Source organism: Paenibacillus sp. YN15 (assembly GCF_003285005.1).
Taxonomy (GTDB): domain Bacteria; phylum Bacillota; class Bacilli; order Paenibacillales; family NBRC-103111; genus Paenibacillus_AR.
On sequence record NZ_QMFA01000005.1, the window covers coordinates 131,529 to 156,533 of the forward strand.

A 25,005-nucleotide genomic window follows, 5' to 3' on the forward strand; every position below is an offset into this window, starting at 1 on the left:
TTATACACAGGAAGCCCCCCCAGGGGTCCGCAAACCCCCGGGGACGCTGCGCCACGAATTACCCCAACCATACGGTAACCTGATAGTCTTGCCCGTCCTCATATGGAAGAGCCTTTCCTTCCCAAGTCCGGCCATTCACCTCTGTTCTGCGGACACCGCGGGCCACACCCTCGGGATTTAGCACCGTCACCTGGTAACGGGCATTGCGGAACACTCTGTCCACCTTATACTCCCGCCAATCCTCCGGAATGCAAGGGTCGATGACCAGCCCTTCCGCGGTGGCCCGGGTTCCAAGCACATATTCCAGCGTAGTCCACAGCATCCATCCCACTGTTCCGGTGGAATGATGATGGCTGGATTGGCCGAAATTGGGAGAATCCTCCAGACCAAAATAGAAATTCGGCACAAAAATCGGCACCTGCAGGTTTACCGCCGGAGGGTTGTCCGGGTTGGTGGGCAGGGTTTTGCTGATAGTGTCCAGCGCTTCCTTGCCCCGGCCGGCAACACAATCGGCGAAGGCCTTAAACATGGAAGCATGGCAATAGACAGAGCCATTCTCCGTGGTGCCCTCCAGCTTAATGCTGATCCGTCCCCATTTGGGATTCCATTCGCTGAAGGAAGGCTCCAGCAGCTTGGGACCAAAAGCCGTATCCAGGCTGTCAATAGCGGCAAGACATGCGGCAAGGCGCTCACCTTGAGCGATGCCGCTCATAATTGCCCAGGTTTGCGTATTGAGGAACAGCTTGCCCTCCTCATCCTTGGCCGTTCCGAAAGGAGCGCCGAAATCATCAAAACCGGCTATATACCAGGCGCCGTCCCAGCAGGTGTTATTGACGGCCGTTTCCAGCTTCTTGGCTGCGGCCTCCAGACGGTCGGCGGTTTCCTCGTCCCCGCGCTGCAGGCAGAAGGGAACAATGGTGCGGATAGCATACACCAGCGCCATGGTGCTCCAGGCGGATTCCCCCTTGCCCAAACGGCCCGGCCCGTTAATGGGATCATTCCAGTCTCCGTCTCCCATCAGACATAGCCCGTGGGCGCCTACTGCCTGGGTCATGTAATCCACTGCCAGCAGCAAATGCTCATAGATGGATGCCGTGTCGTCCGAATTCTTAAAGCCGACCTGCCGGTCAAGCAGCTCCAGGCTGCCGTTCTGGTTGACCAATGCAGCGAAACAAACCAATAGCCAAATCGGTCCGTCCGTATGATTCAAGAGACAAAGGTTCTTGGGCGGCGAACCGTCGGTCATGATCCATTGCTTGATAAATCCGCTTTTTTCCTGACCCTTCAAAACGGAAATCATATATTCCGCCGCTCCCGGCGCATCCACCAAAGCATAGCCCAGCGCATCCTGCAGCTGGTTGCGAATGGGGCAGTAGTTGGACATCCGGTTGGTCCGGGTTTGCAGCACAATTTGCTTTTTCAGCCAAACATTCATGAAGGCATCCACATTGGAATCCGGTGTGCTCACCACAAAGGCATCGGTTCTGGATTTCCAGATATCCTCCACTTCAGCAAGCAGCGTCCTCCAGCCTTTGGCCAGCAGCAGCTTGCGGCTTTCCTCAATTTCCCCGATGGAATTGGCGCAGCCGACCACAAAGCGGATTTGCACCTCTTCCCCCGGCTTCAGCTCCACCTCATGCTGGAGAGCGCCGATGGGATTTTCCGCTTCGGCGATTTTGTTGGAACAGCGCCCGTGCTGCAGAGCAGCCGGCATATCATGCACATCGTCCCCGCCAAAAAAACGCCGTTGGCTGCAGTCCCAATAATCCGCCTTCCGGTCTGCGTACACATACACCCAGTTGGTATGGTCGTGGACTTTTTCCTTGTCGTCATAGGTGACATGGTACGGGAATGAAAAGCTGGCAAGAATCTGCTTTTGTTCGTCGAAGCTGCATTTGCTTCCCATTACGCCGCCATTTTCCAGGGAAAATACGGAAAAGAGGGACAGGCTGCGGACTGTTTGTCCGCTGTTGCGCAGGGTGGCTGTCCAAATCTCCTGTTGGCCCTCCGCCGGAACAAACACATGCACCGATGCTTCTATGCCCTTATGAATGGAGCCGATTTCGCTGTAGGCGAGAGAGTGGGCGCAGGTGAACTGCTCCACCTCGGTCCGCAGGGGCTGGTATGCAGGGCACCACACCTCGGCGGTATCCCGGTCCCTCAGGTAAAAATACCGGTAGCCCCGGTTAAAAGTCCGGTTTCTGGGCTGGAAGGCAACGCTGTTGCCTTGGCCGGTTTCGCTCACTTCCATGTAATAGGTATCATTAAACAGATAGTTAAACCAACGCGCAGGCGTGCGGGGTGTTGTTATTACAAACCTCCTGCCATTTTCTTCAAAATGTCCATACTGCTTCACCTGTTCCAAACTGAAAAACTCCTCTCCTCTTGAATAACCTGGTCCCTGCCGCAGGCCGGATAGGTTATAGTGGTCCCCCTTCCACGGAGGCGCGTACTCGGTTTTTCGCATATAATTTGGGCTTTTGGCCCAAAAAACCCCGTTGTACTCGGTTTTTCGTGTACAATCTGGCCTTCTGTCCCTGCAGCACAGGATTATATATGATTTTTCGCATACAATTCATCTTTTCACCCAATTGAGGGAAATTGTATGCGATTTTTCGTGTTCGGCCAACCTAACTCCCCTTCCCCGGACAAAAGAACAGGGAGCTGCTACACTCCCCTGTTCTTGTCCCGGTATTGCCCTGGGGTCACTCCCTCCATTTTGCGGAAATAACGGATGAAATTAGCCGGGTTATTGTACTTCAGCTTTTCTGCGATGTCGGTGATGGTGAGCTCTGTTTCCTTCAGCCACCGTTTGGCCACTTCCAGCCTGTATTGGGCCAAATAGTCCGTGAAGTTCACTCCGGTCTCCTGACGGAAGACGCGGCTGATATATTGCGGGTGGTAGTTGATCCGGGCCGAGCATTTTTCCAGCGTCAGATCCGTATCGAAGGCCTCTTCAATCAGCCGCTTGACCTCCTGGGAGATGGAGGTAAACTGCGCTTGCCGCCGCTCCTCCAGAAGATCAATGCCGGGAATGATCAAATGGGATAAGAACCAATCCTCAATTTCCCTTCCGGTATGGAGCTTCAGCAAATCCTCGAAGAAGGAGCCGCTGTCCGGCTGGAGCAGATGAAGGGAGATCCCCGAATCCTGCAGCAGCTTGGTCAGATCCATCATCATCCGGATCAGGGCCAACTGGTAATCGTTATGGTCGTAGTCCTGCCGCCACAGCTCGGCCATCAGTGCGGACAAGGCCGCCCTGGCGCCTTCGGAGTCAAGGGACTTGATGCATTCCAGCAGATTGTCTCCCAATTCCTTGGGATAAACCGGCTCCTTCCCCTTGTCGGGCTGGACATCCTCAATGAACAGAATGGCCTCCTCCCCCAACCGGGCCCGGTATTTCAACGCATTCTTGCTTTCCTCGTATCCGCGGGAGGCATCTGTCCATTCCTTGAAGGAGCGGCTGATTCCGGCGCTTGTCTCCATCTGCAGATATTGCTTCACGGAGGCCTGGACACGGCTGGCCACATTAAAGACGGATTCCTTAAACAGCTCCTCCGATTGGGCGGCGCTGCCCACAAGAATCACTACGGATTCCTGAATGACAACCGGCGACAGCCGTTCCTCCGCCGGCACAATTTCAGCCGCGATATTGCTGATGGCAAACAGCAGCAAATCCATGTCCTTTTCTGTAAAGCGGCTGGGGTCCAGGCGGTCGATCTGGAACATCAGAACCCGCATGACCGTCCATTTTTCCGCATGGGATTGGCCGTAATACGGGAGCCGTTGGTGAATTTCCTGTCCCTTTACCTCACCCAGCATCAGCTTCCGCACCAAAAGCTCGGTCAGCTGCTGCTTCTGCCCCTGGATTTCAAAGCGCAGCCGGGACTGGTCGGAGAGAATGCCTTCGATCCGTTCCGAGATGGCGCTGAATTCATCCTTCTTTTTGTCCTGGCCTTCTCTGCCCTCCAACAGAGTCCGGTACATCTTGCCAACCGGACTGTATACCCTTCTGGACCCTACCAGCGCAACCAAAACCGTAGCAGCCAGCACGCCGACACTGACCAGAATGGAGGTTAGCCCGATGGCAGTGGCCTGGCGGGTAAAAGCGGAGGTGGGCACCACCGATACATAGGTCCATCCGTTATAGGCGGATTTCCGGTAGGAGACCGTAACCTTCTCTCCCTCTTCCACGCCGCTGACCGTTCCGAAATCCTCAGGCTTCTCCCTGATCTCGGAAATATAAGGAACATCACTCACTACAGAACCGATTCTGGCGTTATGGGTGTCGGCAATGATCCGGCCGTCCCGATCCATAATAAAAATATTTCCGGCCTGGCGTTCGCTGTCGATTTGCTGGTTCAGCTGCTGGGCGGACAGCACAACGCAGATCAGACCCCTGGGATTGGCGGAGTTGATCGGCCATTTTTTCACACTGATGATGGCATTCTTCAGATCTACAACTCCCCCTTCCCCCTTGGTGGGAGCAGGCAGGCCGCTGAGCCAGATGGAGCCCTGGGGATATCCGGCAAAGCCGCGGATCATGGTTTTTAGGTTAGGGTTGTTGTACTCGTTCAAACCTGCATTGGTAATCAGCCAATCCTGCTGCAGGCTGTACAGATAAACATCCTTGACGCCTAATTCAAAGGTTTGAATGGAGGTCAGGATGTCGTAGATGTCTTTGATAAGCGCATGGTTCCCGGTTCCCAAGGAAAGGGGAAAGGCGTTGGCCACACTGGGGACGCTGAGCACCTGGGAGGTGGAATAGTCAACCATTTTGAGGGATTGCTCCACCCGGAGCTGGCTTTGCCTCACAATTTGCGTGTTGCTCTCCTTCACCTGCTCAAGCACAGATTGGGAGGAGTAGTGATAGGAATACCAGCCCAGCGTCAGAACAGGGAATGTTCCGACCATGATTGTAAGCAATACAAGTTTTAACAAATAGCTGGATCTGCGCATTCTATCACTACCCCCGGCACGTTATTTGGTGCCTTTCATTATATCATGTTTCTTATTTGGACTTGTTGTACGCGGCGGTGTACTCTTCAATGATCTTGTCGCCGCCGTCCTTCTTCCACTTGGCTACAGCCGCGTCAAAGCCGGCTTCATCGATTTCACCCATAATAAACTTGATGCGTGCGTCTTCGATAATCTTGTCAAGCTCGGAGCCTTTTTCGCTGTAGGTATCAGATACGAAAGATTGCAGCGGGTTGGCAATGGCGATGGAGGCATTCTTCTTGTACAGCTCGTCGCGCAGCTGGAACAGCGGGCCGCCGTAGCTCTTCACCTTATCCCGGAGCACAGCCAGCTGGGAGGAGTCGCCCATACCGTATTCTACCAGCATCTTGGAGTCGGTGGTCTTCACATATTGGCCGTTTTCGATCTTGTATTGGCGTCCTTCCAGACCGTTCACCAGCATGTTCTGCATATCCTCGTCACACAGCTTATCGAAGAAGTTCAGCACAGACTTCAGGTCCGCTTCGGTTTTGACAGTGGTTTTGGGAATCATGAACAGACCGTAGGAGCCGGAGCCGCCTGCCGCCCGCGCGCCTTGGGGGCCTTCCAGGGTGTTGGTCATGGTGAGGGAGCCGGTGGGAACCACCTTTTTCACGGATTCCTCAATGCCTTGACCGTCATTCATGTTGCCCACCCACGCGCCGGCCTTGTTGCCGTTGATCAGCTGCTTGCCGTCCTTCACCACGGCGAAGTCCAGATTGATCAGCTTCTCGGTATACAGCTTCTTGTAGAATTTCATGGTTTCCTTGTAGGCAGGGGACATATGGGCCGGGCTGGCCTTGCCATCCTTGATCTCCCAGTCCGCCGGGCCGCCGTGCCATACCAGCATGGAGCGCCAGCTGCCGGATACTTGGGATTCGGCCATGCCGATGGTGTCGGCTTTGCCGTTTTTGTCCGGATCATTGTTCACAAACGCTTTCAGAACATTGTAGTAATCGTCGAGGGTTTTCGGCACCTGCATGCCTACGTTATCCAGCCAATCCTTGCGCAGCATCACCCCGTCCCGGGCCAGATCCCGCTCGCGGTACAAGCCGTATACCTTGCCGTCGATGGAGATGCCGTCCAGGGCAATTTTGTTCATCTTGCTCAGATTCGGGTAGTCCTTCAGGTACGGGCCCACTTCCCAGAACATGCCGGAGCGGACGGCGTTCACGATGTACGGGAGCTTTTGGTTCAGCACCAGCACGGCGCTGGGCAGCTCACCGGAAGCTACAGTGGCGCTCAGCTTGTCCGAATAGGTGGAGGAAGGAATCCAGGTCAGCGTCAGCTTCGTGTTGGTGCGCTCCTCCAGCTTCTTGAAGATTTCGCCGTTGGTGTCCAGGAATTCCGGGTTGTAGCTGGTCAGCATCAGGGACATTTTGAACGGGGCTGCAGGTGCGGTGCTGGCTTTGGCAGTACCTGCCGGCTGGCTTGCAGCCGGGGAAGCGGCGTTGTCCTTGCTGCCGCCGCCGCAGCCTGCCAGAGTGCCGGCCGCAATGGCCATTGCGCTTGCCAAGGCGGCGGATTTCATCCATGCCTTTTTGCTTGTTGTCGTCATAAAAATCTGATCCTCCCTTTTATTGTGTGCAGATTGGTGAATAGTATATAATTGGCGCCGCTACCGGTAATTTAACCCTTCACGGACCCCAACAATACCCCTTTGGCAAAATGCTTTTGCAGGAACGGATAAACAATGAGAATCGGGATGGTGGAAATGACGATGACGGCCATTTTGACAGCCTGATCCGGCGGAACAAAATCCTGCTCGAAGGCGGTGGTGTCTCCCAGGCTGCCGCCTTGGGACAGGATGACGATCTGGCGCAGCAGCACCTGAATCGGCCACTTGGTGGAATCATTGATATACAGAACGGCGCTGAAGAAGGTATTCCAGTGTCCCACCGCATAAAATAGGGAGAAGGTAGCCAGTACGGGCATGGACAAGGGAAGCACAATCTTGACCAGAATGCCGGGATCGCTGGCTCCGTCGATCTTGGCCGATTCCTCCAGCCCCTCGGGGAGCTGCTGGAAGAAGCTGCGGATAATAATCAGGTTGAAGGCGCTGATGGCGCCGGGAAGAAGCAAGGCCCAGTAGGTGTCGATCATGTGCAGATTCTTGACCACCAGGAAGGTGGGAATCATGCCGCCGCTGAACAGCATGGTGAAGATTACCATCAGCTGGATCGGCTTGCGGAAGTCCAGGTCCCTTCTGGCCATGGGATAAGCCATCAGGCAGGTGAAGATCAGGTTGATCAGGGTGCCGACCACGGTAATGAATATGGTCACAAGCAGGCTTCTCACCAGGGTGCTGGTCGAGAAGATAAACTCATAAGCGCTAAGGGAAAACTCTGTGGGGAAGAGGATAAACCCTCTCTCCAGCAGTTCCTCCTGAGTGGCGAAGGAGCCCGCTATAACATAGATGAAGGGGATCACGGTGATCAGTGCTAAGACCCCCAGCACCACGACATTGGTGATATCGAATATTTTGTTGCCGATTGATTTATCCTGAACCATAAGGCTCTCTCCTTCTTGTCGTCTACTTTTGAGGGTTATGTTATTCCCCGGGGGCTCCCCCAAAAGTAATCGGAATTCTCTTCATAGCTTCGCTTCACTTTTGGGGGACTAGATAATCCCTTCTTCGCCGAAGCGTTTGGCCAAGGCATTGGATGCGAAGACCAGGATAAGGCCCACCACGGATTTGAACAATCCTACAGCCGTACTGTAGCTGTATTGTCCTTGGGAAATCCCGATGCTGTACACATAGGTGTCGAACACCTCGCCAACGCCGCGGTTGATGGAGTTGAGCATCAGGAAGATTTGCTCGAAGCCGGTATCCAGGAAGTTGCCCAGCCGCAGAATCAGAAGAATGATGATGGTCGGCTTAATGGCCGGGAGGGTGATATGCCACAGCTGGCGGAACCGGTTGGCGCCGTCCATTCTGGCGGCTTCGTACAATTGGGTATCCACGCCGGCAAGCGCCGCAAGGAAAATAATCGTGCCCCAGCCGGTTTCCTTCCAGATAACCTCGCCTGTTATAAAGCCGCGGAACCATCCGGGCGCCATCAGAAACTGAATCTTTTCCCCGCCCATGGAAGCAATGGCTTCGTTGACCAGACCGCCTTCCGTAGTAAAGAACAGGTAGGCAATGGATACGATAACCACCCAGGACATAAAGTGGGGCACATAAATCATGGTTTGCACAATCCGCTTGTACCCTTCCATCCGCAGCTCGTTTAACAGCAATGAAATAACAATGGGCAGCGGGAAGAAAAAAGCAATGTTGTACAGCGCCAGGATCATCGTATTCTTCAGCAGCTGCCAGAACAGCGGATCGCCGAAGAACCGGCTGAAATGCTTCATTCCCACCCATTGGCTGTCTATAAAGCCCAGGAACGGCTGGTAGTTCTTGAAGGCCAGCAGCACGCCGTACATGGGGGCATATTTGAAAATCAGAAAATACAGGATTCCCGGCAGCATCATAAAATAGAGCCAACGGTTGCGGACGATCCTTCTTAATCTTTGCCGGCGGTGTACCTTGCCCAAGGAGGCAGGCGCATGAGGCACAGCAGCTTCATTGCTCATATCAGTCTCTCCCTTTCTGTGTCGGATTGCCAATTTCATTCGGGGGCTCCCCCAAAAGTTCCGCAATACACTTCAAAGCATCACGTCACTTTTGGGAGGTTGTTAATGGGGGCTCCCCCAAAAGTATCCGGAATCGGCTTCGGAGCAATGCGTCACTTTTGGGGGATTCTGTTGAGCGTCTCTCCTCGCTACACCTGCATCTTATCCTCCGGTCTCTATTGCCGTCCATAGTCATTCCTGCACGACATTCCTGCCCTTTCCCATCCGCAGGAGCGGCAAAGCCTTGCGGCGCAAGGACATTCATTTTGAAACCTCGGGTTTGTCATTGTTTGATGGGCCTGTTGCGGGGGGATTGTCACGAAAATCAGAGGCTTTTTTGCGCATAAAAAAAAGACAACGCGTATGCGTTGCCTTTTCTGTGAAACGGCGTCGTTGCACCTCTTCATCCGGGGGCTGCCCCAAGCCATTATTTGAACTTGCTGACCTCGCGGGACAAGGTTTGGGCGGCCTCCTCCAGTTGGCGGGCCAGATGGTTCAACTGCTCCATGGAGGCGGTTTGCTCCTGAACGGATGCGGACACTTCCTCCGTTCCGGCTGCGGTGGTCTGGCAAATCGCCTGGAGCTCCACCGTATTGGCGCTGATCTTGTTCTTCTCCGCCGCCAGGGCTTCCACCGCTGCCAGCACCCGCGAAATTCCTTCCAGATTGGCCTGAACCGTCTCCTGGATGGACACAAAGCCGGATCGGGTTTCCTGCACCACAACGGCTTGCCTGGACATCGCCTCCCCGGATTGCTCCGTCAGAAGCACAGCTTCGCGGGTATTCCGCCCCATACGCTCCACCAGCTCCGAAATGGACGCCAGCGCTTCCTCCGAATGGGCGGCCAGCTTGCGGATTTCCGCCGCTACCACCCCGAAGCCCCGGCCTTGCTCCCCTGCTCTGGCCGCTTCAATGGCCGCATTCAGGGACAAAATGTTGGTTTGGGCGGTAATGCCGGCAATCACCGATACAAATTCGCCGATCTGCCGCGAGGATTCCCCCAGGGAATGCATGGCTTCGGTCACCGAAGCCGCGGCTCCTACACTGTCCCGGGTTTGCACAGACAGCTTGTCCAGGCGCTCGCCGTTAACTGCGGCTACCTCCATCATGGATTGGGTCAATCCGTTCATCGTGCCTGCTTCCCGCTCCACCGCTTCAATATGGTGTGCCATCTCCTGGACAGCGGCGGCATTATGCTCCACAATTCCCGCCTGGTCACCCGCGCCTGAGGCGATTTCCTGCATGGTTACCGCCACCTCCGAGGAAGAAGCGGTGTTCTCCGCCGCGCTGATCTTCAGAATCTGGGAGGATTCGGACAATTGGTCGCTGGTTTGCCGGATATGGCCCATCAGCGTGCCCATCTGCCCGGCCATATCGTCGAAGCCGTCAGCCAGTTGGCCGATTTCGTTCCGTTTATTGATGCCCGAACGCACGGCCAGATTTCCCTGGCGGAATTCCAGCATGGCGGATTGAAGCCTCCGGATCGGCCGGATAATCGCCTGGGCCAACGGCCAGGACAGCAGCGCCGCCATAACAAGCACAGCCAGCAGGCTGATCAGGCTTGGAGTGAGCAGACCTGCCGCCTTTTCCTCAAATTCACGCAGACTGACCACGCCGGAAATCCTCCAGCCGGTTCTTTCGTTGGTTGCATAGCTTATAAGCTTCCGGCCGTCGTCGCCCTCATACTGCACAGTCCCGGCCGCTCCTGCCGCCTGCATTTTCTTCACAAATTCCGTGCCGCTCTGATCCGAGCCGATCTGCGCACTGTCCCGATGGGAAATAATCCTGTTCTGTTCGTCCAGCAGGAATACATGTCCCGTGTCCCCCAGCTTGACACTGTTGATCAGCCCTATTATGGAATCGATTCTCAAATCGGCTCCCACCACACCTGCAACCTTGCCGTCCACCGCCACCGCCCGCGAAACCGTGAGCACCAGCGTTTTTGTAGCCGTATCGATATAAGGCTCCACCCACACTGTCTTCCCGTTCTGGGCTGCCGCCTTCTTGTACCAGTCCCGGGATGTAGGGTCATAGCCACTGGGAAGCTCAACCGCAGGCTCCACCAGCATATCCTTGTTGGCCAGCCCAACGAATACGCTGGTAAGCTGATCGTCGGACTTTAGCGCCTCCCGGAAAGCATCCTGAACGGCGGCAGGAAGCACCGCCTTGTCCTTGCCCGCCACCCCGTTCTGCACGGTCCGGACAAGCTCATCGTTGCCGGCCAGCATCTCCGCCAGACGCTCGTGCTCCTTCAGGTACAGATTCAAATTTCCGTTCAGCAAATTCATAGCGGTTTCATTCCCCGCCGATTGGTTCTCCACCGTCATCCGGGTGGCAAAATAATAACCCAAATAGGTAACAATTCCACTGGCGGCAATAATCAGAGCCAGAAAAGGGAGTAAAATTTGCAAACGAAGACTTTTTCTCATAAGCGCGGAGTCCTTTCGTCATTGCATTCTCGCTGAATATCGACTCTCTTACTCTACCATACCTCCGGCAAACATCGTAAGGTACTCCCACATAAATTTCGACAATATTCACCATTTTGTCTCATCTTTACGGCCCCTCTGTCCGCAAATGCAGATCAGAAAAACGCCTGCGGCATCCTTTGAAGCTGCGCGTTGGTCAAGACGGTTGGGGTTGGGGTTGGGGTTGGCGGACTGTGGTTCCGCTATTTCGCTAAAATCCGCCCTTTTTTCTTCCCCGCGGACTCACGATCCGTTAAATCTGAAAAAGCGGGGGCTTCCATGCCTTCTGGAGCAAAATAGCGGAATGTCTGTCCGTGTAAATCTGAAAACGGATCAAATCCGAAAAATAACGGATTCTCTGTCCGCCCAACTGTGACCGCGAATCCCAATGTTTACCTTACGCACTTTAGCGCTGTAAGAACTTAAACATGCTGATGTGGTAAAAAAGCCGCCAAGGACAGCGCCCCGGCGGCTTCCGGTATTGCCTGTTTAGAGGGAGAATCTGGACAGCTCCGCTTGCAGCTCGCCTGCCAAAACCGCCAGGCTTTGGCTGGACGCGGCAATTTCCTCCATCGCCGCCGACAGCTCCTGGGTTGTGGCGGATACGGCGGCGGACTCCATCAGGGCCGTATGGCTGGTCTCTTCCGTCTCGTTGGCCGCCTCGGCCAGAATTTCGGCGCCGCGGACAATCTTGCCGATGGCCTGGGAGATGCTGGCCACCTGCTCTGTCAGTCCAAGCACCGACTCCTTGATCAGGCCGAAGGAATTGTTGGTTTCGTCGGCCAGCCGGATGGCAGAGAGGATGGACTCTCTGCCATCCTTGGTCACCGCCAAGGCCTGGTTCAGACTGGCCCGATTGCGGGTGATCAGCGCCGCAATCTGGGCGGCGGCACCGCTGGATTCCTCCGCCAGGGATCTGACCTCCGTGGCCACCACAGCAAAGCCCCGCCCATGCTCCCCTGCCCGCGCAGCTTCAATGGACGCATTCAGGGCCAGCAGATTGGTCTGGTTGGAAATGGAGGAGATGATATCGACAATTTTCCCGATTTCCGCAAAATTCCGGTTCAGCTCATCCATGGCCGATCCGATCTTGTCGGAGCCGCTGCCCACTGCATGAATTTGCGCCAGCGCTTCCGCGACTGTAATGGAGCCGGTGTGGGCCGATTCGGAGGTTTTGCGGGCCACCTCCGCCGCGCTGTCGGCGGCTTCCGCAATCTGGCTGGTATGGGCGAACAGATCCTCGGCTACCTCATTTAACCGGTTGACGGAAACCGCCTGGCGCTCCGAACCCTGCACAATGGAGCTGAAGGAATCCACCACCTGATTGACGGCTTCCGAGGACTGGTGGGCGCTGGCTGTCACTTCCTGGCTGGAGGCCGCCACCTGCTCGGACTGGGAGTATACCCGGGTAATCAGGTGGCGGAGGCTTGTGCGCATTTCCCGGAATCCGTCCGCCAGCTGGCCGATTTCATCCTCGGAATGGATTTTCAGCGCCTGCTCCTGCAGATTCCCGGAGGCCAGCATTTTGCAGTCGTCGCGGATTACGGCGATGGGCTTGGCGATCCGGCGGCTGATGAAGGCAATGGCTGCGGAGGCCAGAACCAGACATAACAGGGAGATCACCAGGATGCTGACTGCCAGGCTGGACAACTCCCGGTTAACCTCATCCTCCGTCGCGGTAACCATCATCAGCCAACGGCCGCCGCCCGGAAGATCAAATGGGGTAAACACCGAAATATGGGTAGCCCCGTCCACAAACTTGTATGTGCCCCGCACCTGGCCGCCTGTATCCGCAGCGGATTTGAACAGCGTCAGAAGCCGGCTGTCCAGCTCCTTTTGCTTGATGCCAAGCTCGGGAGCAATCTCCTTCTCCGTCAGCTTCAGCTTGCCGGCCAGCTCCGGCATGGCCGGATGGACAATAATATCACCGTTGGCATTGGCCAGTATGCCGTAGCCATTTTCCATAAACGTGAGGCCCTTCATCAGCTCCGCAAGCTTATCCAACGCAAAGGAGCCGGTCAGCACACCATTGAGCTTGTCCCCGTTCATAACCGGCACCGCCACATAAAACACGGGCTTTCCCGTGGTTGTGGAAATCTGCAGGCTGGAAACGGCAGGCTGTTTGGTCTCCATCACCGTTTTGAAAAAATCCATATCCGCCATGCTCATGGAGGTGCCGTCAGACCGGACCCCGGTTCCGTCCGGAAAAACGAAAAGCATGCTCTCCAAATAGCCGGAGCGCTTTTTGTTGTCGGACAATACATGAACCACATTCCACAGGTTGCCGACATCCTGCAAGCCGGGCACGGAGGCAAAGTCCGCCGACTGGATCACGGCCTCATTGATGAAACCCTGGATTCGGTGACTATAATCCTGGCCGATGGCCAAGGCGGTGTTTTCCACACTTTTTGAAAGGGAGCGGTGGGCAACGTAATAGCTGATGCCCGAGACCAAGGCGAAGGAAAGAATTAAACATGGCAACAGAAAAACAAGCAACTTCAAGTAAAGACTCCGAATCTTCACACTACTATTCCCCCTCCGATGTTAGAATACCTCCCAAGAAGTCATGAGAGGACACATATCGAAGATTGTACAACGAAAATGGCAAAAACAAAAGCGCTGACCGAAACATTCCGGCCAGCGCCCTATATCAGGCACCCATTTTGCAGTTGTTGTTTATGTATGCCGTGCTGCATTCCAAATTTCGCCGTTTCATTTCCATCTCCAGCAAGTCGATGAATGCTTGCTCCAGGCCGAGCCGAACGGCATCGCGGTAACAATGAACCAGCACCTCATTGCTCAGCAATTCCATTATTCTTTTCCCCCCTCTGATGAACATGCTCCAGGTGACGCGCCACTGTTTCCCAGGAAGATTGGATGACAAAAGCCTCCGGAAGTTCTACCTGTTCCATTTCTTCTTTCACAGCGTCGATAAACAATTGGGAAAAAAGCTCATCAAAAGTTAGTTCTTCCAACCCAGACACGTCCTTTATTTCCAAATATATACTCACATTGTACATGACCCCGGCTAAATGTTCAGCACATTTTACATTCGTATCCATGCAAAAGTGCTTGCAACCCCACGCAAAAAAAACGAGAATAAAGGTAAGAAAAAAGCACTTATCCATATACATTCTCTCTTAAGTTTGGTAAAATCTAGTCAAGATATCGTATCCTTCCGCCCTAGGCGGTGCCAGGCTACGCGGGAATGGGGACAGAGGCTTTTTTGACCATGCGCAGCTGCTTCATTGACATACAACCGGACGCATGCTTTGCAGGCTTCTTTACAAGGAATTGCAAGCTGGAATTGCGCTGAAAAGAAACGCCCGCCGCCCACGGCATGCTGCGGATGCAATGCGGTTTTGTTGATACAGGATAAAATTGGAGGTTTTTTACATGGACGACAATTATAAAACATTCGGAATCGTGCGTGAGCTGGACAGCTTGGGCAGAATCGTCATTCCCAAGGAGACCAGGGATTTGCTGGGAATACGCCTGGAGGACCCCATTGAATTTTTTGTGGATGAGAATACCATTATTGTCCGGAGATATAAGTCCAATTGCTGTCTGTTTTGCATGGATTCCCACGACCTGGTGCATTTCCGCAACCAGCTGATCTGCAAATCCTGCATCAAGGAGGCGCTGACGCGGAATCTGGAGCAAGGTCCTCCGGTGCAGGCTCCTCCGGTCCAGGATGACAAACGCCGCTCCAAATCGGACAAGCTCAAGCAGGTGGAGGATATCCTCCGGGAGAAGCCCAATCTGCGGCAGCAGGAGCTGGCGGAGATGCTGGGGATCTCTCAGGGGTATGTCAGCCAGCTCTTGCGCAAACTGAACAATACCTGAGCGTCTGCGCAAACGTCAGCCCTCCATCCACAAATCAGCAAAAGAAAGAGCCGCCCTCCCCTGTTTGGGAAGAGCGGCTCTTGGCCGTGCCGGCTTCAGCACTTGCCGATGAAGCCGACTCCGCGGCTGATGATCACCAGCAGAATGAACAGAACCAGAACCAGGCCGACATCATTGTACACAGGCTTCGGTTTGGCATAGGGGAACATGTAGATGTTCTCCGTAACCGTCACATTGGGCATTGCATTGGGCATTGCGTTGGACACTACGCTCGGCATGACATTGGGCATTGCATTCACGGAAGCAGGGGAAACCACGGGGGGCATATTGTTGACATTGCCATAACTCATATTGGGTGAACCTCCTTAGTTTGTTGGGATACACCAACAGTCTATGGGTGGAGATCACTGGAAAACACGGTATTCACCCATTCCCGCCAAAATAGGCGCTCCCCCGTGTGGACTAACTTCCCTGCGCGTCCGTCCAATTTTATTCCCCCAAAAGTAACCGGAATCGGCTTCAGAGCATCCCGTCACTTTTGGGGGAATGATGATAATTACTCGATATACGGGTTGTTGGCCCGTTCAAAACCGATGGAGGTCCGCGGGCCATGGCCCGGATAAACCTGAATCCGGTCATCCAGCTTAAGCAGCTTGTTCTTGAGGGTATCCATCAGCGTTTCGTGATGTCCCCCCGGCAGATCCGTCCGGCCTACAGAGAGCTTGAAAAGCGCGTCTCCGGCAAACAGGATATCCCCCCACAAAAAGCTCACGCTTCCCGGAGAATGGCCTGGCGTATGCAGCACCTTGAAGGTTTCACCCAAAAGCTTCAGCACTTGCCCGTCGTCCAAGGCGTATTCCGCAGGATCGGTGGAAATCGGCGGCCCCACCTCCGGCCACATCAGGGAGCCGTTCTTTTTGGGAGTGGTGAGCCAGTCCGCCTCCAGGTCATGAAGATAAACCGGGCAGCCCTTCAGCTTCCGCAGCTCGTCCACCCCGCCGATATGGTCAAAATGGGCATGAGTCAGAAGAATTGCCGTTACCTCCAGATTCTGCACACGGCGGAGCAAAGGCTGGGGATTCATGCCCGGGTCAATGACCACCGCTTGTCCCGTTTCAGCATTGGTCAGTAAATAGGCGTTGGTCCCCAAGGGTCCCAAGGGGATGGTTTCGATCTTAAGCAATGCGGCGTCCTCCAATCCTAAAATGAAGAGATGAGCTCACGCAGCTCCGACACAATCACCCTGTGATAGGCGGTGCCTTCTCCGTAACGGCGTCCCATTTCCTTGCGCGCCTCCGCAAGCTTCTCCTGATAATCCGCCGCTTCCCGGTCGGGATTGGCCAGCTTGAAGGCCGTCATCGCCTCCTGCACATGCTTGGGCCGCGGGCCCCAGTGTCCCAGGACATAACCGCCTGCATCGGTAAAAATCACAATAGGAATGGCCTTGCCCCCCATGGTCAGGAACTGGTCCATCACCTCGGGATGCTCCTCCATGATGAGCATCCGCACCGGAATCCCTGTGGGCTCCAGCGCCTTCAGCACAACCGGAACATTGCGCACTACATCCCCGCACCATTCGGCTGCCAGAATCAGACAGCGCAGATCATCCCGGTTGCGCAGGGATTCGAAGTAAGCACGTTCCTCCGCCTCCCAGTTGAAGCTGTCCATCCACTCCAGGAACTTCTCCCGGTTCTTCGCCATACCGTCGATAAATTGCTGCGGCGCAAGGCCCGCTCCCAGCAGAGAATACAGATTTTTGCTCATATGCGCTCCTCCTAGTCATATTGAATTGGAGTTCTACCGGCCTTGCGAGCCGGATTCCTCCAGCAGCCCGGCCACCCGGTCCACCTCTCCGGGGGACAAGGTTCGTTTGGCCTTATGGCTTTGAATGGCATGGACCAGACCGTCCGGCTTTACGGCTGCAAATGCCGGACTTCTGCCCGCCAAGGTGCAGTCCGGATGAGTGAAGCAAAGCAGCCCCGTCACATCCGCCTCAAGCTTATTGTCGCGCAAAAGCTCCTTCAGCACAAATTCATGGCGGTATAATTGTGCGGTGGGGTCCTCCTTAAGGCCTTCCTTGCCCCGCTCCGCTCCATTGCTTGTAAAGGTAACTTTGCCTTCCCAGTCCTTCTCTTCAATATGGAACACGCCGTTGGGGCCGATTACCAGATGATCAAACTCCCGGGAAGCGCTTTTGGAGCGGACGGCTCTGCCGTGCAGCACCCGGTAGCCGCTGCCGATAGACTTCAATTGGCCGGCGACGGTTCCTTCGGCTTCCACGGCCGCTTTGTCCGCGGGGCTTTTTTTGCGGAACAGCAGCTTGTATAGAATATATAAGACCGTCAGTCCCAGAGCTGTCCAGAGAATGGGCTGGGTATACGGGCCCGCCTTCTCGTCGATGCTCTCCCAATTTTCCCCCAGCTTCTTGCCCAAGGTAATGAACAGAACGGCCCACGGGACGGAGGCCAGCCCGGTGTAGATCAGGAACTTGGCCAGATTCATTCTGGCGATGCCGGCAGGAATGGAGATGGCCTGGCGCACCACCGGAATAAACCGGGAGGTGAAGACGACGCCTGCGCCGTATTTCTTGAACCAGCCTTCGGTCAAATCAATATGCTTGGGTTTGATGTGAAGGTATTTGCCGTATTTGTCCACGAAGGGCCTTCCTCCGTAAATACCGATGGCATAAAGCACAATCTGCTGGAGCAGACAGCCGATGGTGCCGAAGATGACTGCCTCCACCATGTTGATCTGGCCCTGATAAGCCAGATATCCGGCATAAGCCAGCACAATTTCGCTGGGGATCACTTCGATGGCCAAGCCGATCAAAATGCCCCAATAGCCCATTCCTGTAATGACTTCCAGAATGCGATGCACAAGCTCTCCCATCTTCATCCTACCTTTTCCGGTCCTGACGGACATTTTAATTTACTTCTCTTCACTTTTGGGGGGGATTATTTATCCTATTCTATCACAAAACCGGCTAGTACCCAATTCAACGAATCGGAGGACCGGCCTTTTAAGCTTATCCGAAAGATTTGACATTTCGTCACGACAGGACCGTGTTAGGCTATTGGAAAACCGGCAGCGCCACGTTATAATTCCAGTCAATAACGATGGAACGAGGTGGAACCTCCATTGGAAATTGAGATCAACCAGATTGTGGATTATTACGCCGGGGCAAGCGTATCCTTTTCCGATGCCTTTACCGCAAGGGTGCCCCCTGGCTGCAAGGCAACAGGGCAATGGACCAGCGCCACCGGCGGCGGTTTCGTGATTCCTTTGTCGGGCAGCGCCCGCTTTACCATAGACGGAACGCCTTATATATTGAAGCCGGGCATCATTGTTCACGGAGGCCCCGGCATGCCGCTGGAAAAGGAAGTGGTCGGGGAGGAGGACTGGATATATGCGCTGATCCATTACAAGCTTCCCCGGGAGGAAACCCGCCGCTGGCCGCTGTATAACCGGCATTTTTCCATGTATACGGGAGTGAATTCCAGAATAGGCGATCTGGTGGTCCAGCTCCTGCAAACGCAAGCCGTACCCGGAGGAATGGCCGCCGTCAAATCCAAAACGCTGTTTATGAATATTCTGGAGGAGATTCTGTTTTCCGCCAAAAGGCAGCTTCAGGATGAAAACAGCGACGCCATCATCCGCGCCGCCGAGTATATCCGCAACCATTATGCCGAACCCATCTCCATTGCCAAGATGGCATTGCAGTCCGGTTTGGAGCGCCGCCGCTTTGCCTACATGTTCGAAAAGCATACCGGCATGAGCCCCATCAGCTATCTGCCGCTTGCCGCATCCACCGGTCCAAGGAACTGCTGCGGACCTGCAGCTATTCCGTCTCCAATATTGCCGAGTCGGTAGGGTATACAGACAATTATTATTTCAGCCGTTTTTTCAAAAAGCAGACCGGTCTGTCTCCGACGGAGTACCGGAACCATGTCAAGCGCAACAGTATGCTGCCGCCGGGATAACAGCCGCAAAAGTCCATCTTTATGGAATTACGTCCATTCCCAACAGGGATTTCCTTCTGCTATACTGTCTGTTATCAATGAGAATGATAATCATTGTTACAGTCATTATCGTGGAGGAATGGACAAATGAAATCATGGCGGGGATTTATTGCGGCAGGCCTGCTATTCGCCGGGCTATTGGCGGGATGCGGCGGCAAAGAAGACAATCAATCTGCGGTGACCGGCTCGGGCAGCCCTGCGCCGGTTGCGTCAAGCGCAGCGCAGGCGGCAGACAGCGGAACAGGACAAAAAGCAGCCTGGCCGCGCACCTATAAGGATGGCCTGAACAAAGAAGTGGTGATTGAGAAGCAGCCGCAGAAGATCGCGGTGCTCCATTTTGGCTATGTGGAATATCTGCTGGCTCTGGGAGTGGACCCGTATGCGGCAGCCCAATTGTCCACTGTTGAAAAGTTCGAAACGCTGAAGCCCTACCCGCAGATGGCCTCGATTACCGATGTGGGCCAGGTCATGTCGCCCAACCTGGAAAAGCTGGTTGAGCTTCAGCCCGACCTCATCATTGCCGGGACCGGAATCCATGACAAGGCTTATGACAGCCTGAGCAAAATATCCACCGTGGTTTACAAGAAAAACTACGGCAGCTGGAAGGAAACCCTGAATGATTATGCGCAGCTTCTGGGCAAAGAAGCCGAGGCGGAGTCCCTCGTCCAAAAAACGGAGCAAGTGATCAAGGAAACGAGAGAAAAGCTGGCCAAGTATCAGGACAAGACCTTTGTGTTCCTTCGCCCCTCCTCCAAAGGAGCGTTCGGCGTAGTGGGCTCTAAGGTTTATATCCATTACCACGACAAGGAAAACGGCTTTGGCTTGAAAACCCCGGCCAACTATCCGGAGAACTGGGCCGACATTTCCCTGGAAACCGTCTCCGAAATGAACCCCGACTACATCTTTTTCCAGGATGATGTGAACAACTGCAAGGCTTTGGTTGACACCATGTCCGCCAACTCCGTATGGAAATCCATTGCCGCAGTCCGCGACGGCAATATTCACTATCTCGATCTCTCCTTGAACACAGCCAGTCCGCTGGCGATTCAGCTTGCTGCCGAAGAGATTGTCAAAAGTCTGGAGAAATAAGCATGGACACCCAGGTGGTACAGTACAAAGAGCCGGAGCAGCAGGCCCATGCGGCAATCCATAGCCGTCCGTGGGCAGCCTGGCTTATTATCATCGGCGGCAGCGGACTTTTGGCGCTGGCCATATCCGTATCTGTCGCCAAGGGATCGGTCAACATCCCGCTTGCTACAGTATGGAAGGCATTCTTTCAGTTCAACCCGGCGGAGAGGCTTCATCTGATTGTAGTGGATTTGCGTCTGCCCCGCGCATTGGCCAGCGCCTTGGTGGGCGCAGCCTTTGCGGTGGCGGGAGCCATTATGCAGGGCATTACCCGCAATCCCATGGCCGATTCCGGCTTGATGGGTCTGAATGCAGGGGCAGGGTTTGCCTTGTCCCTGTGTTTTTCATTTTTCCCGGGGCTGCCGTATCTGGGCATTATCGGGCTGTCCTTTGCCGGGGCGCTGCTGGGCTCGGTGCTTGTATTCGGCATCGCCTCCATGCGCCGCAGCGGGGCCACACCCATGCGCCTGGTGCTGGCGGGAGCCTCTGTAAGCGCCTTGCTGGCCGCCCTGAGCCAGGGCATTGCCCTGTATTATGATGTGGCGCAAAATATTATGTTCTGGACCGTGGGCGGCGTGGCCGGAACCACCTGGGAGCAGCTGCTCATTGTGTCGCCTTGGGTGATTGCCGCCTTGCTGGGGGCCCAGCTGCTGTCCCGCTCCGTTTCTCTCCTGAGCCTGGGCCAGGAGGTGGCGCAAGGGCTGGGGATGAACACGTTTCTGGTGAAGACGCTGTGTATGGCCATCGTGCTGATGCTGGCCGGAGCTGCGGTGGCTGTGGTTGGCGCGGTAGGCTTTGTGGGCTTGATGGTTCCCCACATCGCCAGATTTCTTGCAGGCGTGGATTACCGCTGGATCATTCCCTCTTCGGCAGTGCTGGGAAGCCTGCTGGTGGTGCTGGCCGATCTGGGGGCAAGGACCTTCAATCCCCCGTTTGAAACTCCCATCGGAGTCATCATTGCCCTGGTTGGCGTCCCCTTCTTCCTGCACTTGGCCCGCAAGGAAAGGAGGGCGCTGTAATGGAGCTGAAGCTCAACCGCCATGAACATGACCGGTTCCGGAAAAAAGCCGCCGCCCGGAATGCCTGCATCCTGCTCATCATCACGGCGCTGCTTTTGCTTTGTTTTATGATCAGCATGAATACGGGTTATTCCAAGCTCTCGCCGCTGGATACGCTGCGTACCTTGTTTGGCGGCGGCAGCGATAAGGAAGCGCTGATTTTGTTCCAGCTCCGCCTGCCCCGGATCATCATTGCCATCCTCGTGGGAGCGGGACTGGCGCTGTCCGGCTGCATCATTCAGGGAGTGGCCCGGAATCCGCTGGCAGACCCCGGCTTGTTGGGAATCAACGCGGGAGCGGGCTTGGGCGTGGTGGTGTTTATTCTGTTTTTTGGCGGGCAGTCCGTTTTTGCCGCATTTACCCTGCCTCTGTATGCCATGCTTGGGGCCGGGGCGGCGGCTGTGCTCATTTATGTGCTCTCCTACAAACGACAGGAGGGCATTGCCCCGATCCGCCTGATCCTTATCGGCTTGGCCGTGCAGGCGGGTATCACTGCTGTTATGCTCCTTCTTGTGATCAAGCTGGATGATACTCAGTTCACGTTTGTGGCCAATTGGCAGGCGGGCAATATGTGGGGGGCCAATTGGCGGTTTGTATTGGCATTGCTGCCATGGCTTGCCGTTCTGTTCCCGTATGTGCTGTCCCAAGCCCGCGGGCTGGATGTGCTGAGCCTGGGAGACGCCACAGCCGGAGGGCTTGGCGCCCGGGTGGAGCGGCAGCGGCGGAGCTTGCTGGCGGCGGCTGTGGCGCTGGCGGCCACCTGTGTGGCCATTAGCGGCAGCATCAGCTTCGTTGGCCTGATCGCGCCGCATCTGGCCCGGAGGCTGGTTGGCCCGGTCCACCGGATCTTGCTTCCCGCCTGTGCTCTTGCAGGCGGTGTGCTGGTGCTGCTGGCAGACACAATAGCCCGCGGCATCCTCCAGTCTCTGGAGGTGCCAACGGGCATCATGGTGGCCATTATCGGAGCGCCGTACTTCATGTACCTGCTGGCCAGGAGCAAATCCTGACCAAGCAGGTATTGGCGGGCTTGGCCGCACCGGCTCTTTTTTAAACATTTTCCCCTTTAACGGGTATAAAATGTCTGCTATTTCACTCAAAAAGCAGCCGATGACAGCAGTAGAAGACATTTGCTGCCCGCCGTCATCGCTCCCGGGAACGATACCAACCGGATAGGTGAAACTGCTCCGTTGCTTCTTCGGCAGCCCGTACTATCCCGCTTCCGGCGCGCATATGCATCAGCATGGGACTTGCCCCGGCCGCAGAACAGGGCGGGCGGGCAAACCCGGACACACATGTACGGGAGCGTGAGCGATATGTCGAAGGTATTTATTTTGAAGCGGCGGCATCTGTGGTTGGGCGGGCTGGCCTTGATCATTCTAGCGGGAGGGCTGCTGTTCCCGCTGCTCCACCGCTCCGGCGACCGGATGGTTGACGGGCAGCCAGAAGGCCCCAGAACCATTCATATGGTGACGACAGAAGCCAAGTCCGTCCTGGAGGACGGCACTGCCATCGAAGCATACCGGTGGGACCCGGGCACTGTCTTTGTGGAAAAAGGAGAGGAAGTCAACCTGGTGCTGTACGGCGTCAACGGAGACAGCCATCCCTTCTATATCGAGGGCACCCGCATTAAGGGAGAGGTCAAAAAGGGCAAAGAAACTACCGTAACCTTCCAGGCCGCCAAGGAGGGCGTCTACCGGCTTATTTGCCTGACACATCCCGACAAAAACCACAACGGGCCGATGATCGGATACATTGTCGTGGATTAAGCGCCAGTCGCCCATTGACGGTCAGCCGCATACAATACTCATGACTTCCAAGTTATGAGTAGGCTGGTGGTATCCATGCAAACCAATCCCATGCGCAACGCCAAGCACGAAAAGCCTCTTCCCACTGCCCGTCAAATACGCCGCTCCTGCCAAAAGGAGCTGTACCGGACCATCAAGAGGCTGAAAGCCTATATTGCCCCCGAACCCCTGAAGCAAGCGGAGGAGCTGTATTTCAGGAAGGTAGCGCTGAATCTGCTGTGGATTGTGGAGAACGGGAGCAACCGCAAGCTCCTGGCGGACTGGTGGGAAAAGGAGGTCAGCCCCTCCATCGCCCCATTATGGCAGGTGGACGAGGCGGAGCTGAACCGGGCGTTCCGCGATTCCTTCGGCGGATAAGCCCGGAGCACAAGGAAAGCGGGCATGCCGCCGTGGCGCTGCCCGCTTCATTCATGTCCGCTGCCCTCCGCCGGTAAGGGTAGTATGAGGGGGACAGGTCTGAACCGTGATCTCATCCTCCGGCTCCGCGGCTTCACTCTCTTCAGCCAGGTCCTCGGAATGCTGGCGGAAATTCACCGGCAGAATAATGTCCACGCAGGTGCCTCTCCCCAGCTCGCTGTCAATATGCAGCCTTCCCTTATGATTGGCAATAATCTGCTGGCTGACCATAATTCCCAAGCCGGTGCCGTTTTTCTTGCTGGTCAGGAACGGCTCCCCCAACCGCCGCAGCATATCCGGAGAAATGCCGGCTCCATGGTCTGTAAACCTGAACCTGATCCGCTCCTGACCCTCGGCCGCCGCTTCAATCCTCATTACTCCCCCTTCGGGCATGGATTCCATTCCGTTTTTGATAATGTTCAGAAACACCTGCTTGACAAGATTTTCCTCACAGAGTATCCGGGGCAGGTTCCGCTCCACCCCGGCCTCGAGCCGGACGCCGCTCATGTGGGATTGGGGCTGGAGAACACGCAGCGTATCCTCGATCAGCTCCCACGGGTCCTTAAACATAAACTGGTTTAGATGAGGCTTGGAGAGAATGATGAATTCGCTGACAATCAGATTGATCCGCTCCACTTCCTCCAGCATCAGATCCAGATACTCCTGGTTTCCCGTTTGGCGCTGCTTGAACAGCTGGACGAAGCCGCGCAGCGTGGTCAGCGGATTGCGGATTTCGTGGGCCACACCGGCGGCAAGCTGGCCGATTACCGACAGCTTCTCGGAGCGCCGGAGCAGCTCCTCCGTTTCCTTGCGCTCGGTAATATTGCGGCAGATCGCCGCCAGCGCCACCGGCTCCCCGTCATCCAGGCGGACGGGGGACAGGGTCAGACTAATGTGAATCTCCTGGCCATCCTTGGTTTTGCGGATGGTTTCGTATCCGCTCACCTCTTCCCCGTTTTTGACCTTGCGGATCAGCTCCATAAACTCCGCCGCTTCCTTATCCTGCATAAAGGGCTGAAGGGAGCCTGTCACTTCCTCCTCCCTGTAGCCGTACAGCGCCTCAAAGGCCGGATTGGCGCGCTGGATATTGCCTTCCAGGTCCGTCAGATAAATGGCGTCCGTGCTGTGCTCAATCAGGGAGCTCCAGAAAATATTGGCCCTTCTCAGGCTTTCCACCATCCGCAGCCTCCCGGCAGCGTCCGTATCCCGCTCCAGCGCCATGGCCAGATAATGGGAGGGGGCTTCCGGTACGGAAAGAGTCTCCGGCGCCGCCGCGGCGGCGCTCTCTTCGGCGCACAAAGCCGGGAGCACACGCCCGGCGGAGCCTTTCTGCTGCCGGACCTCCGCGAAAGAACCGGCCCCTTCCCCCGGCAAACGGACAGTCAGCAGCGCTCCCAGAATCAGGGCCGCTATGGAGAGAAAATCGGATAACGCCAAATACCATTGCAGCTCCCTGTCCCAGCTTGAATAGCCGGAATGAAGGAGCAGTCCCAATATGGAGGCCGCAAGGCCGTTGACAAGGATCAAAAGGCAGGAGACGAGTCCGGAAAGATACAATGGCGACTTCCGGCGGCGAAATAAATGGGTCATGGGTCTTTCCCCCGATCAGGGATTGTGGAGGACATTCTTATTAAATATTTCTTCCTTTTTTTCCGGATTCCTTCACATCTTCA

At 55.4% G+C, this 25,005-nt stretch carries 22 protein-coding genes and 1 pseudogene; 8 read left to right on the forward strand and 15 right to left on the reverse strand.

Annotated features, from left to right (window positions below; genetic code table 11):
- Window positions 1–58: 58 nt before the first annotated feature.
- The 9 genes from DQG13_RS06375 to DQG13_RS06415 all read right to left on the reverse strand — a co-directional run bounded on the left by DQG13_RS06375 (window position 59) and on the right by DQG13_RS06415 (window position 14,208).
- Window positions 59–2,356, reverse strand: a complete 2,298-nt coding sequence (locus DQG13_RS06375) for a GH36-type glycosyl hydrolase domain-containing protein (protein WP_258525497.1) — start codon at window positions 2,354–2,356, stop codon at window positions 59–61.
- 311 nt (window positions 2,357–2,667) lie between these two features.
- Window positions 2,668–4,959, reverse strand: a complete 2,292-nt coding sequence (locus tag DQG13_RS06380; RefSeq protein WP_113018913.1) for an AraC family transcriptional regulator — start codon at window positions 4,957–4,959, stop codon at window positions 2,668–2,670.
- A gap of 52 nt (window positions 4,960–5,011) precedes the next feature.
- Complete coding sequence (locus tag DQG13_RS06385; RefSeq protein ID WP_113018914.1) at window positions 5,012–6,553, reverse strand: extracellular solute-binding protein; 1,542 nt, start codon at window positions 6,551–6,553, stop codon at window positions 5,012–5,014.
- 71 nt (window positions 6,554–6,624) lie between these two features.
- Window positions 6,625–7,506, reverse strand: a complete 882-nt coding sequence (locus DQG13_RS06390; protein ID WP_113018915.1) for a carbohydrate ABC transporter permease — start codon at window positions 7,504–7,506, stop codon at window positions 6,625–6,627.
- A 108-nt stretch (window positions 7,507–7,614) separates the two neighbouring features.
- A complete protein-coding gene (locus DQG13_RS06395; RefSeq protein WP_113018916.1) occupies window positions 7,615–8,574 on the reverse strand; it encodes an ABC transporter permease in 960 nt (319 codons plus the stop codon).
- Window positions 8,575–9,040: 466 nt separating this feature from the next.
- Window positions 9,041–11,041 carry a methyl-accepting chemotaxis protein gene (locus tag DQG13_RS06400; protein WP_113018917.1) on the reverse strand — a complete coding sequence of 667 codons (2,001 nt, stop codon included), beginning with the start codon at window positions 11,039–11,041 and terminating at the stop codon, window positions 9,041–9,043.
- 528 nt (window positions 11,042–11,569) lie between these two features.
- Complete coding sequence (locus DQG13_RS06405) at window positions 11,570–13,582, reverse strand: methyl-accepting chemotaxis protein (protein ID WP_181592618.1); 2,013 nt, start codon at window positions 13,580–13,582, stop codon at window positions 11,570–11,572.
- 148 nt (window positions 13,583–13,730) lie between these two features.
- Complete coding sequence (locus DQG13_RS06410; RefSeq protein ID WP_113018919.1) at window positions 13,731–13,892, reverse strand: sporulation histidine kinase inhibitor Sda; 162 nt, start codon at window positions 13,890–13,892, stop codon at window positions 13,731–13,733.
- Entirely contained in the window at window positions 13,873–14,208 is a 336-nt protein-coding gene (locus tag DQG13_RS06415; protein WP_113018920.1) for a hypothetical protein, read from the reverse strand. The genes DQG13_RS06410 and DQG13_RS06415 overlap by 20 nt, the downstream gene beginning before the upstream one ends.
- A gap of 268 nt (window positions 14,209–14,476) precedes the next feature.
- On the opposite strand from DQG13_RS06415, the gene DQG13_RS06420 reads away from it, so the two are divergent.
- Window positions 14,477–14,926: an AbrB/MazE/SpoVT family DNA-binding domain-containing protein gene (locus DQG13_RS06420; RefSeq protein WP_113018921.1), complete on the forward strand. Its 450-nt coding sequence runs from the start codon at window positions 14,477–14,479 to the stop codon at window positions 14,924–14,926.
- 95 nt (window positions 14,927–15,021) lie between these two features.
- On the opposite strand, the gene DQG13_RS06425 is transcribed toward DQG13_RS06420, so the two are convergent.
- From DQG13_RS06425 to uptA, 5 genes and pseudogenes are all read right to left on the reverse strand, one after another.
- Entirely contained in the window at window positions 15,022–15,276 is a 255-nt protein-coding gene (locus DQG13_RS06425) for a hypothetical protein (RefSeq protein ID WP_113018922.1), read from the reverse strand.
- A 206-nt stretch (window positions 15,277–15,482) separates the two neighbouring features.
- Window positions 15,483–16,109: an MBL fold metallo-hydrolase gene (locus tag DQG13_RS06430; RefSeq protein WP_113018923.1), complete on the reverse strand. Its 627-nt coding sequence runs from the start codon at window positions 16,107–16,109 to the stop codon at window positions 15,483–15,485.
- A gap of 17 nt (window positions 16,110–16,126) precedes the next feature.
- Window positions 16,127–16,690, reverse strand: a complete 564-nt coding sequence (locus DQG13_RS06435) for a thioredoxin family protein (protein ID WP_113018924.1) — start codon at window positions 16,688–16,690, stop codon at window positions 16,127–16,129.
- A gap of 33 nt (window positions 16,691–16,723) precedes the next feature.
- Window positions 16,724–17,206: a nuclease-related domain-containing protein gene (locus tag DQG13_RS31415; RefSeq protein WP_258525498.1), complete on the reverse strand. Its 483-nt coding sequence runs from the start codon at window positions 17,204–17,206 to the stop codon at window positions 16,724–16,726.
- A 21-nt stretch (window positions 17,207–17,227) separates the two neighbouring features.
- A pseudogene (gene uptA / locus DQG13_RS31420) lies at window positions 17,228–17,815 on the reverse strand (undecaprenyl phosphate transporter UptA); the annotation flags it as partial.
- Window positions 17,816–18,064: 249 nt separating this feature from the next.
- On the opposite strand from uptA, the gene DQG13_RS31425 reads away from it, so the two are divergent.
- From DQG13_RS31425 to DQG13_RS06470, 7 genes are all read left to right on the forward strand, one after another.
- On the forward strand, window positions 18,065–18,796 hold the full coding sequence (locus DQG13_RS31425; protein WP_258525490.1) for an AraC family transcriptional regulator: 732 nt from the start codon (window positions 18,065–18,067) through the stop codon (window positions 18,794–18,796).
- Complete coding sequence (locus DQG13_RS31830) at window positions 18,730–18,906, forward strand: helix-turn-helix domain-containing protein (RefSeq protein ID WP_258525499.1); 177 nt, start codon at window positions 18,730–18,732, stop codon at window positions 18,904–18,906. The genes DQG13_RS31425 and DQG13_RS31830 overlap by 67 nt, the downstream gene beginning before the upstream one ends.
- Window positions 18,907–19,032: 126 nt before the next feature.
- Window positions 19,033–20,034, forward strand: a complete 1,002-nt coding sequence (locus DQG13_RS06450; protein WP_113018926.1) for an iron-siderophore ABC transporter substrate-binding protein — start codon at window positions 19,033–19,035, stop codon at window positions 20,032–20,034.
- A 2-nt stretch (window positions 20,035–20,036) separates the two neighbouring features.
- The gene (locus tag DQG13_RS06455; RefSeq protein WP_113018927.1) at window positions 20,037–21,092 is read left to right on the forward strand and encodes a FecCD family ABC transporter permease; all 1,056 of its coding nucleotides are present in this window, start codon (window positions 20,037–20,039) and stop codon (window positions 21,090–21,092) included.
- The gene (locus DQG13_RS06460; protein ID WP_113018928.1) at window positions 21,092–22,138 is read left to right on the forward strand and encodes a FecCD family ABC transporter permease; all 1,047 of its coding nucleotides are present in this window, start codon (window positions 21,092–21,094) and stop codon (window positions 22,136–22,138) included. The genes DQG13_RS06455 and DQG13_RS06460 overlap by 1 nt, the downstream gene beginning before the upstream one ends.
- A gap of 306 nt (window positions 22,139–22,444) precedes the next feature.
- Entirely contained in the window at window positions 22,445–22,897 is a 453-nt protein-coding gene (locus DQG13_RS06465; RefSeq protein ID WP_113018929.1) for a cupredoxin domain-containing protein, read from the forward strand.
- Between the two features lie 54 nt (window positions 22,898–22,951).
- A complete protein-coding gene (locus tag DQG13_RS06470) occupies window positions 22,952–23,293 on the forward strand; it encodes a dehydrogenase (RefSeq protein ID WP_258525491.1) in 342 nt (113 codons plus the stop codon).
- 51 nt (window positions 23,294–23,344) lie between these two features.
- Here the strand turns inward: DQG13_RS06470 and DQG13_RS06475 are convergent, their stop codons facing one another.
- Window positions 23,345–24,922 carry a PAS domain S-box protein gene (locus DQG13_RS06475; RefSeq protein WP_113018930.1) on the reverse strand — a complete coding sequence of 526 codons (1,578 nt, stop codon included), beginning with the start codon at window positions 24,920–24,922 and terminating at the stop codon, window positions 23,345–23,347.
- Window positions 24,923–25,005 lie beyond the last annotated feature (83 nt).